This is a genomic window from Mucilaginibacter sp. (assembly GCF_039925265.1).
Classification (GTDB): Bacteria; Bacteroidota; Bacteroidia; order Sphingobacteriales; family Sphingobacteriaceae; genus Mucilaginibacter.
On sequence record NZ_JBDSZG010000037.1, the window covers coordinates 73,332 to 88,958 of the forward strand.

At 42.6% G+C, this 15,627-nt stretch carries 17 protein-coding genes; 11 read left to right on the plus strand and 6 right to left on the minus strand.

Annotated features, from left to right (window positions below; all coding sequences use genetic code 11):
• Window positions 1-29: 29 nt before the first annotated feature.
• Window positions 30-917 carry a LysR family transcriptional regulator gene (locus ABIX36_RS17255; protein WP_348083413.1) on the plus strand — a complete coding sequence of 296 codons (888 nt, stop codon included), beginning with the start codon at window positions 30-32 and terminating at the stop codon, window positions 915-917.
• 269 nt (window positions 918-1,186) lie between these two features.
• On the opposite strand, the gene ABIX36_RS17260 is transcribed toward ABIX36_RS17255, so the two are convergent.
• Together ABIX36_RS17260 and ABIX36_RS17265 are read right to left on the minus strand one after the other, a co-directional pair.
• Window positions 1,187-1,729: a DUF417 family protein gene (locus tag ABIX36_RS17260; RefSeq protein WP_348083414.1), complete on the minus strand. Its 543-nt coding sequence runs from the start codon at window positions 1,727-1,729 to the stop codon at window positions 1,187-1,189.
• 87 nt (window positions 1,730-1,816) lie between these two features.
• The gene (locus ABIX36_RS17265) at window positions 1,817-2,302 is read right to left on the minus strand and encodes an Rrf2 family transcriptional regulator (RefSeq protein WP_348083415.1); all 486 of its coding nucleotides are present in this window, start codon (window positions 2,300-2,302) and stop codon (window positions 1,817-1,819) included.
• Window positions 2,303-2,505: 203 nt separating this feature from the next.
• Between ABIX36_RS17265 and ABIX36_RS17270 the strand changes: the two genes are divergently transcribed.
• The 8 genes from ABIX36_RS17270 (at window position 2,506) to ABIX36_RS17305 (ending at window position 9,208) form a co-directional block, all read left to right on the plus strand.
• Window positions 2,506-3,492: an MBL fold metallo-hydrolase gene (locus ABIX36_RS17270; RefSeq protein WP_348083416.1), complete on the plus strand. Its 987-nt coding sequence runs from the start codon at window positions 2,506-2,508 to the stop codon at window positions 3,490-3,492.
• The gene (locus ABIX36_RS17275; protein ID WP_348083417.1) at window positions 3,482-4,888 is read left to right on the plus strand and encodes a M20/M25/M40 family metallo-hydrolase; all 1,407 of its coding nucleotides are present in this window, start codon (window positions 3,482-3,484) and stop codon (window positions 4,886-4,888) included. The genes ABIX36_RS17270 and ABIX36_RS17275 overlap by 11 nt, the downstream gene beginning before the upstream one ends.
• Before the next feature lie 10 nt (window positions 4,889-4,898).
• Window positions 4,899-5,318 (plus strand): Rid family hydrolase, encoded by a 420-nt coding sequence (locus ABIX36_RS17280; protein WP_348083418.1) that lies wholly within the window; start codon window positions 4,899-4,901, stop codon window positions 5,316-5,318.
• A gap of 363 nt (window positions 5,319-5,681) precedes the next feature.
• Entirely contained in the window at window positions 5,682-6,248 is a 567-nt protein-coding gene (locus ABIX36_RS17285) for a DUF417 family protein (RefSeq protein ID WP_348083419.1), read from the plus strand.
• 17 nt (window positions 6,249-6,265) lie between these two features.
• On the plus strand, window positions 6,266-6,583 hold the full coding sequence (locus ABIX36_RS17290; protein WP_348083420.1) for a thioredoxin family protein: 318 nt from the start codon (window positions 6,266-6,268) through the stop codon (window positions 6,581-6,583).
• A gap of 6 nt (window positions 6,584-6,589) precedes the next feature.
• Complete coding sequence (msrA, locus tag ABIX36_RS17295; RefSeq protein WP_348083421.1) at window positions 6,590-7,387, plus strand: peptide-methionine (S)-S-oxide reductase MsrA; 798 nt, start codon at window positions 6,590-6,592, stop codon at window positions 7,385-7,387.
• 168 nt (window positions 7,388-7,555) lie between these two features.
• A complete protein-coding gene (locus ABIX36_RS17300; RefSeq protein ID WP_348083422.1) occupies window positions 7,556-8,125 on the plus strand; it encodes a Crp/Fnr family transcriptional regulator in 570 nt (189 codons plus the stop codon).
• Window positions 8,126-8,212: 87 nt separating this feature from the next.
• A complete protein-coding gene (locus ABIX36_RS17305; protein WP_348083423.1) occupies window positions 8,213-9,208 on the plus strand; it encodes an MBL fold metallo-hydrolase in 996 nt (331 codons plus the stop codon).
• Window positions 9,209-9,303: 95 nt separating this feature from the next.
• Here the strand turns inward: ABIX36_RS17305 and ABIX36_RS17310 are convergent, their stop codons facing one another.
• From ABIX36_RS17310 to ABIX36_RS17320, 3 genes are all read right to left on the minus strand, one after another.
• Window positions 9,304-10,404, minus strand: a complete 1,101-nt coding sequence (locus tag ABIX36_RS17310) for an adenylate/guanylate cyclase domain-containing protein (protein WP_348083424.1) — start codon at window positions 10,402-10,404, stop codon at window positions 9,304-9,306.
• Window positions 10,405-10,563: 159 nt separating this feature from the next.
• Complete coding sequence (locus ABIX36_RS17315; RefSeq protein ID WP_348083425.1) at window positions 10,564-11,043, minus strand: cupin domain-containing protein; 480 nt, start codon at window positions 11,041-11,043, stop codon at window positions 10,564-10,566.
• 129 nt (window positions 11,044-11,172) lie between these two features.
• Window positions 11,173-11,736, minus strand: coding sequence for a Crp/Fnr family transcriptional regulator (locus ABIX36_RS17320; protein WP_348083426.1), 564 nt, complete (start codon window positions 11,734-11,736; stop codon window positions 11,173-11,175).
• A gap of 257 nt (window positions 11,737-11,993) precedes the next feature.
• Between ABIX36_RS17320 and ABIX36_RS17325 the strand changes: the two genes are divergently transcribed.
• Entirely contained in the window at window positions 11,994-12,914 is a 921-nt protein-coding gene (locus ABIX36_RS17325; RefSeq protein WP_348083427.1) for an NAD(P)H-binding protein, read from the plus strand.
• A gap of 12 nt (window positions 12,915-12,926) precedes the next feature.
• Window positions 12,927-13,853, plus strand: a complete 927-nt coding sequence (locus tag ABIX36_RS17330; protein ID WP_348083428.1) for a helix-turn-helix transcriptional regulator — start codon at window positions 12,927-12,929, stop codon at window positions 13,851-13,853.
• A 386-nt stretch (window positions 13,854-14,239) separates the two neighbouring features.
• On the opposite strand, the gene ABIX36_RS17335 is transcribed toward ABIX36_RS17330, so the two are convergent.
• Window positions 14,240-15,367 (minus strand): epoxide hydrolase family protein, encoded by a 1,128-nt coding sequence (locus tag ABIX36_RS17335; RefSeq protein ID WP_348083429.1) that lies wholly within the window; start codon window positions 15,365-15,367, stop codon window positions 14,240-14,242.
• Window positions 15,368-15,627: the final 260 nt, after the last annotated feature.

Genomic DNA, 15,627 nt, shown 5'->3' on the forward strand with positions numbered 1-15,627 from the left:
TGGTATAGACTAATGAATTTAACGCATCAATGGACATACAACAGATCAGGAATTTTATAGCACTTTCAAAGGAACTCCACTTCTGGCGCACCGCGTCAATGATGAACATTACCCAGTCCGCTCTGAGCAGACAAATCCAGGCGATGGAAGAGGAACTGGGCGTTTCTCTTTTTGAAAGGAATAAAAGGAACGTCAGTCTGACCCCCTCGGGAATATTCCTCAAAGAAAAGTGGAGTGTTATCCTCGAAGACCTTGACCATGTCCACACTTGCGCCAGCAAGATCAGCAAAGGGGAAACGGGCCATATCAGGATTGCCCATCCGGATTCCATATCATCTTCGATCATACCACACTTCATGGGCACACTTGGGGAAAGGCATCCCGAAATCACCGTCGAACTGGTACAGCTGCTCTATAAGAATATTGAAGAATCCCTACAGGACCACAAATTGGACATGGCTTTTACCCGGCAGCTGAGCAAGTTGCCCGGTATTTGTTCGCACATGATCAGCCGCCAGCCCGTTGCTCTTTTTGTTCCTGAAAGTTCCGACCTTTCCCGTCCCGAAGATATCACTGGCGCGGCCCTTAAAGAACAGACGTTCATACTTCCCGTGGCCGAACGCCAGAGCCGCTTTTACTTCTTTGTTCAGGAAATCATGGAATCCTATGGGGTGGTCCCCAGGGCCTGTTATTTTTCGGATTTCGGATCGAGCCTGCTCGGACTGGTTTCAAGGGGCCTTGGCATGGCCATACTGCCAGGGGGATTTGTGCACCATGGGTTTCCGGGCGTGCGGGCAATAGAAATGCCTTTCCATAGCGAACTTTACATTTGTTGGCGAGCTGATGAAAAGAGCCCGTCGATAATGAACGCAACCAAGGTCCTCTCAGAATTATTTCCGGTAACGGACGCACATTAGGTTATCATAGCAAAGCGCCTTACAAATGAACTGCCATACCAGGGCAGGAAGTACCAATGGTCTGCGGTAAGCTAATATCTCCAGGCCGAGCGGAATATTTTTGATAGCCCAAGGGGAAACATGATCCCCTATTGGATGCCATAGAAAACCGGGGCAGCCAGTTTATCGTTACCGCAGGTGAACCTCCGGCATGTCCGTAATAAAGGCGTCACCTGTTGCAGGCAGACCCAAATAACTCCAGCTGTTCAACCTATCACAAGCCGAACGGACTATAATTCTTGCTGTGCACCTTTTAGAGCTTCCCCTGCCGTCCATATCGAAACCCCAAGAAAGATCAGGTCTTTCATAATGAAGCCACCGTCAGTAGGGACAGGTAAGCCTTCCATTATTGTCCACATACCTGGTGTAGTTATCAAAAAGCTAAGGCTGGTTAAAAACATAAAAACACTTCCGATACTCCCTAATGCAGATACCTTTGGGAACCATGCCCGTAAGGAAATCATAACAGCCAAACCTATTTCGACGGTACCAATGATCCCCGATGTGCTTCTGAGATCAGTCACCTGGTAAAGCCACGACATTAACGGGCTATTCTGTACCAGCGGTTGTATACCCTTGGCTTCAAAATCGGTAAATTTATAGATACCAAAGATCAGCAGAAGCACTGCCAGGCCGTAACGGGATAAACCCATTCCAAATGCATTCAGTTTTTGGATCTTTGCAACATCCAGGCCTAATACTGTGTTTTGTTGGTGAGCATGATTTACTGGCAACTGGCTGCTGTCAGTTAGTGTAGTTGATTGATTTTTCATGATTTCTGTTTTTTAATTTAATAAATAAAACTTTATTTGTTACAATTGAACGCAATAAAAAATCCTGCTGTTTTATTACACGAGTCATTAACAAAACTTTGGTGACGTTTTCAACAGATCTTCTAGCTGCCCGTAAAGGTCTGAAACAGTAATTTTTTCGAGGCCGGGCTGCATTGCATTTTCGGCGGCCTGAAAAGGTAATTTAACCAATTGTCCCAAATTGCTGCTTACCGGGCATTCCTCATTCACTTTCGGCCTCTGGAACAATTCCCTGTCATTTACGGCCTGGTAAATGTCCCACAAATTGATCTTGCCCACCGGTCTCGTCAGGTAAAAGCCACCCTGATTACCGGCCACACTTCCTACAATGTTCTTTTTTCGGAGTTCAGCAAGTACCCGCCTGATCACAACCGGGTTAGTGCCCACGCTTGCTGCCATCTCCTGTGATGAGAGAAGCTTTTCCCCCCGGTATTGAAGGTAAAGGCAAATGTGGATCGCAGTTGAAAATTTGGCGTCAGCTTTCATAAAATCAAATAACGATGCAAACGTAACTAATAAAGTTACGTTTGACAAGCTTTTTCATTTAATTTTGTCGTTTTATTTCATAATTTATTGATTTTAAGTTAATTAATTAATCGCTGAATCTTGAATGGATGGGTTCGGAAGCGATTTTAATTTTCAGTTACGCAAAGTTCAAAATAATTGTAAGGAGTTAAGTAATGTTTCGATTAAGAGGTAAACAATACAATCAAATTAACAATCATAAAAAAAGAAGGATGAAAAATTACAGGAAAAACTTAAAATGGAATACGTACAGAAATATAGCCTTTGCAGCTATTTTCGCGACTTTAACGATTAATGCCTCGGCTCAGACGGTTTCTTTGCCACTTGCACAGCCGGGGTATTATCACATGGCTTTAGGTGACATTGACTTAATTGCCCTTTCCGATGGCAGTGTTTCTCAGGACATGGGTAAGCTTTTAACCAATGTTAAGCCGGGAGAAGTGAAATCCCTATTCAACCTTAGCTTTCAAGAGCCAGTTGTTGAGCTTTCTGTCAACGCATATTTATTCAAGCTGGACGGAAAACTTATACTCATAGATGCGGGTACATCTGAATTATTCGGCCCAACCCTAGGAAAACTACCGGAAAGTTTTGCTAAAGCGGGGTTTAAACCGGAAGATGTGGATGCCGTGCTAATCACCCACATTCATTCAGACCATACAGGCGGATTGATGTTGGGCGAAAAAATGGTTTTTCCAAATGCGACCATTTATGTAAGCCAGCAGGAATATGATTTTTGGCTAACTCCAAAAAATTATAAGGCGGCATCAGCTGAACTAAAACCATATTTTGACCAGGCGCTATTAAAAATGAGTCCATACGTTAAGGCAGGAAAAGTTAAAACATTTAACTATGGTAAGGAGTTGTTTCCTGGCGTCCTCCCTATAGCAAGCCCAGGTCATACACCAGGACATAGCTTCTATAAATTATCGAGCAAAAATGAAAGCATCGTATTCTGGGGAGATATTATGCACGCAGCACCTGTGCAATTTAGCCGACCCAATGTGACTATTGTGTATGATATAAATCCAAATCAGGCTGCCGCAGCCAGGAAAAAAGCTTTTGCGGATGCAGCAAAAAATAAGTATTGGATAGCCTCTGACCATCTTTCCTTTCCCGGTATAGGTCACATTCGTGCAGAGGGTACAGGATACAAATGGTATCCCGTAAATTATTCGACCACAGGCCATGGACAATAAACTGCCTTCCCATTTCAGTTGCAGGACATTCTTATGGTGTATTTACTGCATTTTTTTTACCGCCGATCTTTTTGCCCAGCAAGTACCCGCGAAAAGTGATTCGACATTGATCAAATCCTTTTTTGATCTGGCGCTAACCGGGAATAAGTTGAATGAGGATCTTTTATTTCTAACAAAAAAAATTGGTCCGCGTATATCAGGCTCCGCTAATGCCCAAAAATCTGTTGATTGGGCCAGAAAGATCATGATGGAAATTAACCCTGACTCGGTTTATCTTCAGCGAGTAATGGTACCTCATTGGGAAAGGGGAGCAAAAGAAATATCATTCTTCAAAACGGGCAATAAAAAAACAGAAATGACAGTCTGCGCTTTTGGTGGATCTGTTGCAACAGATGGTTTATTACATGCGAAAGTAATAGAGGTAAATAGTTGGACGGAATTAGCTGCCTTAAAGGAAAGTGAGGTTAAGGGTAGGTTTATTTTTTTTAACCGGGCTATGGATCTCAGGGAAGTAGAAACTTACAAGGCATACTTAGGTGCCGTTGACCAGCGTTCGAAAGGCGCTATCGAAGCAGCAAAAAAAGGCGCAATTGGCGTGCTGGTACGTTCTTTAACTTTAAAGACAGATGATATCCCACATACCGGCGCGGTAGGATATGATATCACTATCAAGAAGATACCAGCCGCTGCCATTGGCATCCAAAGTGCGGAAATACTGAGCGTTGCGTTAAGGAAGAACGCTAACTTAACTTTCTCCCTACACATGCAATGCAAGCAACTTCCTGAAGAGGTAAGCTACAATTTAATAGGTGAATTAAGGGGAACAACATTTCCAAAGGATTTTATAACTGTCGGCGCACATCTTGATTCATGGGATTTGGGGGAGGGAGCTGCTGATGATGGAACAGGGGTTGTACAAACGCTCGAGGTATTACGGATACTTAAGAATATGGATAAAAGACCAGAGCGATCATTCAGGGCTATTTTGTACATGAATGAAGAATCCGGAGCACATGGTGCAATACAATATGCAAAAGAAGCTAGAGAAAAGAATGAAAATCATATTGCTGTACTGGAGTCAGATGTTGGCGGATTTACCCCTCGCGGGTTTAGGGTTGATGGAAGCCGGACAGCGGTTAAACAAATTAAGACCTGGATGGAACTTTTTGTACCGTACGGAGTTGGCGAAATCTATCCCAACCAGAGGGGCATCGATTTGGTGCCAATGAAGGGACTATCAAAAGTATTGATCAGTCTGGAATGTGATGACCAGCGGTTCTTTGATATCCACCATAGCACTTCTGATACCTACGATAAATTAAACATCAGGGAAGTGAAGCTGGGAGCGGCATCAATGACCTCTCTAGCTTATTTAATATTGAAATATGGACTTTAAAAAAACAATCATGAAATTTATATTGCTAACACTACTTGCATTCTGCGGCGTGGCAGCAAATTGTCAAACAGCGCTACCCATCCAACCTGCCTATAGGGCTTTCGTTAAATCAAACGGATTGTTATTTGTTTCCGGACAAATAGCGCCGTCTGAAAACGATGTAAACGCTATACCGTTCTCAACTGAAGCGGAATCAGCCTTAAAAAAAATTGTAGAGATCTTAAAAGTTAACAATCTTTCTGCTTCGGAGGTTGTCTCCTGCACTGTTTACCTGACAGATATTAAATATTTTGGTGAATTCAATACTATTTACAGGAAGTATTTTAAATCCCCATATCCGTCGCGTACGTTGGTAGCTGTTCAGCAACTGGTTCGGCAAGCCAGAATCGAAATTAGTGTGATAGCCAGTTTGAAAAAAAATGAAAATTAAGCATGCTTTTCACTTTAGGATATCGGCAAATTATTAGCGGGAATCGACCTTAAAGTTCTTATTCCGTCATAATAAGGAACACCGTTAAGCATCCACCCTGGGACTCGGACCCATATCTTTATTCGCTGTTCTATTGCGATATAAATGGAAAATAATTCCATTGGCTTACTTCTGAGTAAAGTTAGGTCTGGTGCTTGTTCGTATGATTTTTCGCCAAATAATAATTAACAAATTGATTGACAGATATTAAAATTTCATGTGCATTCTATCTGATGAAAGTAGAATAGTTGTAAGGGTCAAATCATATTTGCGATTAAGTTATAAAGTGTCAGAAATTTTAAATATTCATCTAAAATAAAGGTCATGAAGGAGAATAGTAAAATCGAAAAATTGGGTTACAACTTGAGCGTGATCGGAGCTGCCTCCTTGCTCATACTTTTTGGGATCCAAAAATTTACGTTTTCAGGAACTGCTGGAATAAAGTCTATGACAGAAGGCCATTTTGTCTTTTCAACATTGTACACATTTCTTACAGCAAGAACCGTATCAATACTTCTTGGTATTCCTCAAATAGCTCTTGGCCTGTTAATGATTGCTTCGCTCAGAATGGCTGGCCTGGGGAAAGCCGCGGGCATAGGAGGAATTGTAATTTTTGCGAGTTCGCTCTTATTTTTGATCAGCTACCCGGATGCGTGGATGCTTGGTGCAGGTTTTTCACAAACCGTTCTGTTTATCGTAAGGGACCTTCCAAACCTGGCGTTGTCGCTGCGCATTTGGGGAGATAGCCGACATCGTTATGTTTCCCCTCAGCCACAAATTACAAGGAAAAAGATTAACAGTCCCAGACGGATCAGCCCGGTGTCATGCCTTCCAATCAAGGATGCATCAAAGAAGGTTATCTGTATCCCCATTAACATTTACAGTAATTAACTACAAGAATTGAAACCATGAGAAAGATTAATAATAACACGGAATTTGAACAGATCATCGCCGGCAACAAGCCCGTCCTTTTAAAGTTTTATGCCGACTGGTGCAGCGATTGCAAAGCAGTTCAGCCCGTCCTTCAAGCGCTGTCTAATGACTATGAAGGACGAATTGATTTTGTTGAGATCGACGTCGAAATGCATCAGGATATCGCAAAGGACTACAACGTCAGGGGCATCCCTGCTATCTTCTTTTTGAAAAACGGCAAGATCATCGATCAGGCAAGGGGCATTCAACTTAAAGCTGCGATCGAGATAAAGTTAAACCAATTACTTGCTTAACAAATCATGGAGAAAGTTACCGCAGAAATGTACCAGCAAAATCCCCAGCGGTATACACTGGTGGATGGAAGTACCGAAGGTGCACCCACATGTGCCTATGGAAATGTAAAGGAATGGGTGGGTTATGATAAAGTTGAAAGGACTTTTGTGCGCTTTACGAAGTCCGTTTACAAAAAGCTGGTCAGCCAAATTGATCCGGCTGATAGTGTAGACAGCGTTACAAGTAACTCCGGCAGTCACGGAAATATTGAATTAAAACCAAATAACATGAAAATAGAAAATGAATTTGAGGAAAGCGGAGGAGAAGTGATTTATTTTGCAGGCGGATGCTTTTGGGGCACTGAGCATTTTTTTAAATTGATCAAGGGCGTAATCATCACAGAGGTGGGCTTTGCCAACGGAAAAACTAAAGATCCGAATTACAAAGAAGTTGTAAATGGTGGTACCGGTTTTGCAGAGACTGTTAAAGTAACTTATGACCCGGAAAAGGTACGGCTCAGCCAATTACTTGATCTATTTTTCAAAACCATCGATCCTACCAGCGTTAACAGGCAGGGAAATGATATCGGAACCCAGTATCGTTCGGGAATTTATTATACGGCTGAGCATCAGGTTCCGGTTATAACCGAAGTGTTGAGCGAAATTGCCAGCCAGTATAATAAGCCGTTAGCAGTTGAAGTTAAACCACTGCTGAACTTTTATACGGCAGAAGCCTATCACCAGAACTATCTTGAAGAAAATCCCGGCGGGTATTGCCACATCGGCCCCGAATTATTTGATTTGGCCAGAGAGACGAATAGATAATCAGAAAAAGTACGCTATTGAAAAAAGGTCAACATTCATCGAAAAGAAATTATTGACGAACGGCGGTTGATTTTAAACCGTCAGTGACATTCATATACAAATCAAATTGTATCTTGGCATTAGTTGCAAAACAAGTATTTTAACTATTATGCCGGCAAAAATCTTCCTATGTCACAGTTGCTCCGAACACATATAGAAGCGGTTTGCCCGCTATCCGATGAAGAGTTTGCGCATATCTTATCACATTTCAAGTTAAGGAAGCTGAAAAAACATGCTTTTTTGATACAGGAAGGCGAATATGTAAGGCAGGAGTACTTTGTTTTAAAAGGCTGTTTAAAAGCCTATATAGCCGATCCTGAAACAGGTAACGAATTTATTTATCAGTTCGGCGCAGAAGACTGGTGGATGACCGATCGGGAAGCTTTCTTTAAGGAAACCAAGGCAAGTATAAATATTGATTGCCTTGAAGATTGTGAAGTGCTTGGTATAACACTGGAGGACCGCAACAAATTAGGTGCAGCTATTTGGAAATATGAGCATTTTCTGCAGGTCAAGGCGAACCTGGGTTATATTTCACTTCAGAAACGGCTGCAGTTGATGATCATGGGCAGTGCAAAGGACCGCTACGAACATTTTATTCGTCAATATCCTCAGCTATTTAGCCGGATTCCTAAGACCCACATTGCTTCATATCTTGGGGTAACGCGTGAAACCTTAAGTCGCCTATACCGCCGTTAACGTGATATTTGTCACAAAATCAAAGTGACGTTTATCCTGTGTGCTGCGTTGAAAATCCTGGAATTTTGTTTCATTAAATAATTAAATATGAAACATACATTTTTTGCTGCTAAAGCACTATTAAAACTTACCGCTGCCGGGATCTTTTCGATCGGCGTCCTGATGAATACTTCCGCCACATTTGCCCAAACAGCAAATCAGGTACAATCTCCTCAACCAGGTTATTATCGTTTGCCAGTGGGAGATTTCGAGGTGATTGCCCTTTCTGATGGTACCGTACCCCAAAACTTTCATCAACTGCTCACCAATGTAAAACCTGGTGAGATTGATCGTTTGCTGAAGCTGAATTACCAGTCAGATCCTGTAGAACTTTCTGTTAACGGTTACCTCATCAAAAAAGGCAACGACCTGATACTCGTCGATGCGGGAACAGCTGAGGCTTACGGACCTACACTTGGACATTTAACAGAAAGCCTAAGACGCGCAGGCTATCAGCCCGAGCAAATCAGCGCCGTTCTGATCACCCATATTCACATCGATCATACCGGTGGATTAATCGATAAGGGAAAATTGGCGTTTCCTAATGCTACCATTTACATCAGTAAGCCTGAAGTGGATTTCTGGCTGACAGCGGAGAGTAAGCGCAAAGCGCCCGAGAGTTTAAAGAACTATTTTGCACAAGCCGAAGCTACCGTGGGACCTTACCTGAAAGCCGGTAAGGTAAAAACATTTGAATATGGTAAAGAGGTACTGCCCGGTATATTGCCACTGGCCAGCCCTGGTCATACTCCCGGACACACCTTTTTCTCCCTGGAAAGCAAAGGCGAAAAGCTATTATTCTGGGGCGATATCATGCATGCGGCAGCAGTACAGTTTGTAGACCCGGCTGTTACTATTGTTTATGATGTAGATCCGTCCGCTGCAGCAGCACAACGAAAAAAAGCTTTTCGTGAAGCAGCGCAAAAAGGTTATTTAGTTGCCGGCGACCATCTTTCCTATCCAGGAATTGGCCGGATCCGTGCGGAAGGTAACAGCTACGTTTGGGTACCCGCTAATTACAGTACCTACACAGCAATACATTAACTAAAGACATCAAAAACTACGGCATTCAATGACGATGCCGTAGTTTTAATTTTATACAGCGGAAATCTACCATCAAGCGATCTTAGCACCATTGTCTAAGTAAGTGCACCATTTGAAATGGCAAAGATCTTCATGGTCTTAATGCGGCCCTTCAACAGGTTTTCTCCGACAGATCTCATTTCGTATTTGTCCGGAAGCTGAAGTATTTTTGCCAGATCTTCTGATACCAGCAAATCAGCATGGTAATGATTGCAAAGTCCCTGAATCCTTGCGGAGGTATTAAGGACATCCCCGGTGAAAATAATTTCCTTTTTCAGTGACCCGATCTCCCCGGCAGTGACCATACCATAATGCAAACCCGCTTTAAACCCCGGTAATAACCCAAACTGGCCGTTATATTTCTCAGCCTGGAGGTCCAGCGCGCGTTTCATAGCAAAAAAACACTCGATACTATTGCTGTTCTTTAGTCCGTCTTTTAATTTCCAACTGATGATCATCTCATCACCCGCGTATTGATAGATGCTACCTGCATAGTCAATGACAGCGACCGAAAGATCGAAGAAATACGCTCTTAACATCTGAAAATACCTGACATGGCCCAAATTTTCAGCGATCGTCGTAGAAGACTTCATATCCAGAAACATAAATATCCTTTCTTCTTCTACCGGATGATGATACGTCCCCAGGAAAAAATCACTCAATGTACCGACACCAATGCTTTGGCTAAATTCAGCGTATAATTGTGTAATCACAATTATGGAGGCAATATATACCATAATACCGATCACGGCGTAGTCGGTAAAAAACGCCCAGGCCGGCAATGCCAAACTCTTAATAGAATATACGTTATCGGTATATAGGGTATTGATAAAGGTTATAATGACCAGGAACACGATAACGATGACCAAATAAATAAGGGATTTGAAGATGATCTTTTTAGTGAAACTGTTTTTAATAAACCATTTGCTGAAATAACCGATTTCCAGAATCCTTGTCAATAGTCCCATCATCAGGCCTGATAATGGGACTAAAAAAATATTTCTTGCAAAATTGTAATCAACGCCCGTAGAGGGATAATGATCCAGGTTTCCGATAATTCCTTTCTCCAGCATCACATAGATGAGGCTGAAAATAAACCATAATACTCCGAAAGGAATAACACGGTTAATATTTCTACTGGTTTTTGGTAGCAGCATAATTTGTAAATTACGAAATGGCCATCTGATTTTAGAAGTTCGATGTATAATCTTATTCCTGGAAAATCAGCGCATCTGAACCAACTTGTTAGTTTTGGTACAGTACAAATCTGCCGAATTATTTATGGTGCTATTAAAAAACTAAGTTTACCAGCAAATCTATTCAAGATCTTCTAATAGGTTGACAGGTTGAATATCAACAGCTACGTGCATATCATTCTTGTCCGTACTCCCGTTGTAGGCCAACCCTTTCGGTGGCAAGGTCAAAGATTCTGCCTTTGTAGCGTTGCGTATAACGCCTTCCTCAAACCCTCCGGGACTATACATATTCAAAGCTTTGCAAGGCTCTTTGCTGGTGATCTTGAAATAATGAGTCATTCCTTTCGGAACTCTTGCATAAGAGCCTTTTCCCATTTTAAGGATTTGTCCATCGAGCCATAGGGTCAGCTCGCCTTCCAGTATATAGAACATTTCATCCATGTCTTTATGATAGTGGGGAGGTGGGCCTGATGCGTAGGGCATCGTTTGCTCTATCATGCTAAAAGCATTATCTGTATCTGCAGCATAAGCTTTTATTACCCATAGGATGTCTAACATCCAGTATGCGGAGGAAAGATCTTGATCAATTGACTGATTCATAGCTATATAATTTGTTTTACTTTAATTAATTGATTGGTCTAAGATTACAGCCTTAGAGATTTCAATTATAGATTAAAGCTACACCAGCAGGTCCGCATAATTTTTAACCTATGGTAAAAAGCAACTTAATTATTTTTGAGTCCTTATTCTGCTCAGTGATTGTTGGGTAATGCCCAGGAATTTCGCTACATCGCCAAGGGAGATCCGATGGACAATGTGTTTGTTTTCTTCTATAAAATTCTGGTAGCGCCAGGCTGAATCTTCTCCGAGCATTTCCTGAATTCTTTTTGTCTTACGGACAGAGGTGTCCGAGATGATTTTTCTGAAAATTTTTTCTATAGTGTGGTGTTTGCTGCTGAGCGTTTCCATTTCAGTATGACTGATCATGGTCACTAACGAATCTTCCAGGGCTATGATGGTAAAGTTGGAGGGTGTTTTCGTTAAGAAGCTATCGAACACCGCGAAGATCTGCGATTCGGAAAAGAACCGCATGATAAACTCTTTATCGTTTTTGAAGGAAAATATTTTAACCAGGCCTTTATTTACAAAATAAAGATGACGGCAGATAGTACCCTCCGGGAGAATAATTTCACCTTTTTTAAAATGCCGTGACCTTGCCACGGTACCCAGATCAAGCTTCGCTGCATCGTCAAGCTGCGAAAACTCCTGAAATTCATTTATAAAATCGTTCATAAGTAGCTATGGTTCTTCGTTTTGTATAGAACAACAGAATACTAATTTATGTAAATATTTATCGGCAATCCTAAAAAAGGCCTGCAAAAACGTGATTGTTTGAGTATTTCTTGATTCTGTCAAGCGGAGTATTGGATTATATGGATTACTGTGTTTCTAACAACCTCAACATGCAGATTTCGGCTACAACTTAACCTGTTTTAGTCACATGCTGCACCGGTTTTGTGAAGACCTTTACACCATAAAATAAATTAATTATGAAAAGAATCTTAGTCATTGGTGCATCAGGATTTATTGGCGGTTATTTAACCAACCAGTTATTATCCGAGGGTTATACAGTACGCTGTCTCGCACGTAGACCACATAAATTAGAAGAATTAGCTAAACGCGGCTGCGAGATTGTTAAAGGTGATTTCACAGATCCTACATCTGTACAGCATGCGATTGAATCAATGGATGCGGTTTACATTTCCATTCATACCCTTGCGCCTCAGCACAAAGACACATCGAAACTCGGGTTTATGGATATTGAAATGAATGCCCTCCAAAATATTGTCGCAGGTTGCAACCTGCATAATGTTCGCCGCCTTGTCTACGTTACCTCCCTCGGTATTTCAGCTGATGCTAAAAATACCTGGACCGGTGGCCGATGGAATACACAACAATATCTTTTAAACAGCGGTTTGGATGTGACCGTGATCCAGCCGGGCATGATCGTCGGTATTGGCGGGCAGGGTTTCAATATGGTGCTGGCAAACGCAAAGAAAAATACGGCTTTTGTAATAGGCAACGGCCTTAACAAATTTCGCAGTATTGCCATTGACGACCTGGTTTATAACCTGATAGGTGTATTGAATGAACCCGAAGCTTATGGAAAGTGCTATGAAGTGGGCAGTGATGACATACTAACGGGCGATCAGCTGATTGATGAAGCGGCAGACGTAGTTGGTCATGCTCATCCTAAAAAGATCCATGTTCCGTTAAGCATTTTACGATTTGCTGCGCCACTAATTGAACGCATAGCCAGATCACCGCAAGGAGCTATTAAAGGAGCGCTGGGTGGTTTAGGATCAGATCTTATTGGCGACCCTTCTGCTATCAGAAAACTATTGACGCGCAAACCGCTATCTTACAAACAAGCCGTAGCACAGGCCTTAAAAGTTCATCAAAAAAAATAATCAATTTGCATTATGAAAAAAAACCAGCCGTACCAGATTAAAACGATCAGTGATTTTCATAAATTAATAGGCGCTCCTGCGCCCGGGCATCCGCTGATCAGCGTGATAGACATAAAACCCTTTGAGCATATACCTGACGGCATACCGGGGAATGTGATGAATGGATTCTATAATATTTCTCTCAAAAGGGGATTTAAGTCGCCTGTAAAATTTAAATACGGACAGCAAACGTATGATTTTGACGAAGGCGTACTTAGCTTTATGTCGCCTGGTCAGATCAGCAGCTTCGATCCGCAGAAATACGCCAGCTCTGAACAATCGGGCTGGTTACTGCTTTTTCACCCGGATTTTTTATGGAATACTCCACTAGCCAAAAAGATCAGCCAATACGGGTTCTTCGGTTACGCTGTTAATGAAGCTTTGTTCCTTTCGGATAAGGAAGAAGCTACCCTTATGCAGATCCTGGATAACATCAGGCAAGAGTATCATAATAATATCGATAAGTTTAGTCATGATATTATTATAACACAGCTCGAATCCCTGCTTAACTATTCGGATCGTTTTTACCAGCGTCAGTTCCTGACGAGGAGAAAAACCAGTCATGAAATTTTAGATCGCCTTAACGAAAAGCTGGTAGACTATTTTAATGATGCAAATGCCTTGCGCAACGGATTGCCGACCGTTAGTTATCTTGCGGAACAACTGCGTGTATCGCCAGATTATTTAAGTGGCCTGCTGAAATCACTTACCGGGATGACGACGCAGCAACATATACATGAAAAACTAATTGAAAAAGCTAAACAGCAGCTGTCTGCGACAAATTTATCGGTAAGCGAGATTGCTTACCAACTTGGCTTTGAGCATTCACAATCTTTCAGCAAGTTGTTTAAAGCTAAAACCAACCTTTCGCCTTTAGTGTTCAGAGGGTCATTTAATTGAGGAGCAGAGAGATTAAGGATTTTTGTCCTGTTAATGCTCGTTCGATTTTTTTTTGATCCCTGGTGAACCCCTTTCTCTTGGTATTTGTTGCCAAGAGAGCTTAGGGGCAGCAAATCTGCAAACCAAGGTCCGTTTTCAACTTCGCGACTGGGAACCCTCATCGTGAGAAGATCACAGAAAGTATACGCAAGTCATGGCAGCGTTGCAACTCATGTATGGTTCACTATAAACAGCCTGGAACATTTTGTTTTGCTTTTGGTTGTTAGCTTCAGATGCGAACAGATAAGTTTCCTTTAGCTGTGGAAGGATGCAGAATGTAATGCCTGGTTAGGTTTAACACCCGGTTTAGAGATGTGCCTTAATTACCCTGGTTCATCATGGCAGGGCTAAATCAATCCGGAGAAAAAGTCAAGGATATCTTTTGCCAGGAGTTCAGGCTGTTCTGCGGCGGCAAAGTGGCCACCTGCGGGCATCTCCGTCCAGCGCTGGATATTAAAGGCCTTCTCGATGTAGGACCGGGGCGGTGTAGGTAGCTCTTTAGGAAAGCTGGCGAAGGCCACAGGTACCTTTACAGATTCATCCTGGGCAAACACACTGGGATTTCTGCTGTTCTCCTTGTACATTCTCATGGAAGAGAAGATGGTCTGTGTAATCCAGTAGAGCGTAACATTGGCGAGCAGTTCGTCTTTGGTAAAAATGTTCCCGATGTTTCCTTTTTTATCGCTCCAGCCATTGAACTTTTCGATGATCCATGCACACAACCCTGCCGGCGAGTCGTTCAGGCCATAAGCCGCGGTCAATGGTTTGGTGGCATGCATACTGGCATAGGCGCCTTCGGCGGCTGACCACAGGGCTGCAGTTTTTTGAAATTCGAGGACCTCCTGCGAGAGTTTCTCTCCATCAGGCAGATAGGGTTTGTAGGAGCCTGAGATATAGTTCAGGTGCAGCCCGATCATATTTTCCGGGTAACGGCGGCAGAGCCATATGCTGATGGAGGCGCCAATGTCTCCTCCCTGGGTGCCGTAACGTTCATAGCCGAGTTCTAACATGAGCTGGTGCCATAAATCTGCAACAACTGCACTGTTCAGTCCCTGCCGGGTAGGCTTTGTGGAAAACCCAAACCCTGGTATTGAGGGGATGACAAGGTCAAATGAATGCTGCGGATCTTCTGTGAGCAAAGGGATCAGTTTCATCATTTCCAGGAACGAGCCAGGCCATCCATGGGTAATCAGCAATGGAACAGACCTTTCTCCCTTTCCCCTGATGTGGAGAAAATGAATTTCGTACCCATTGACCTCAGCGATGAAATTTGGGTAGGAGTTGATCTCCCGTTCAACATTGCGCCAATCGAACTGATGTTGCCAGTAATCGACCAGTTTTTTCATAAAGGATAGATCTGCGCCATCCTCCCAGCCGGAGCCCTCCAGCGCATCGGGCCACCGGGTTAGTGCTAACCTTAGTTTGAGGTCATCTAAAACTTTTTGGGAAACGGTTACTGAAAATTCCTTTATCATTTTATGGGTCTGTTTTATGAAATCGATACCTTGGCAGCAGTCCGGGAGATGGGATTCTTTTGCCTCCGGGATATACGAGTAAAAGTTTTCAAGAAGCAAAAGACATTCAAAGCCGGCATTTGTTTTGGCTTGAGATACTAAGGTAAGTTGCTCGATGCAGGTTTTGTTGTTGAATTATCAACATTTCTTTGTCGCCACTTCTGTTGCCTTTCATAGAACCAGCAAGTTGCTGGTTCTATGGCTAGAGCCTATTTTCGGAA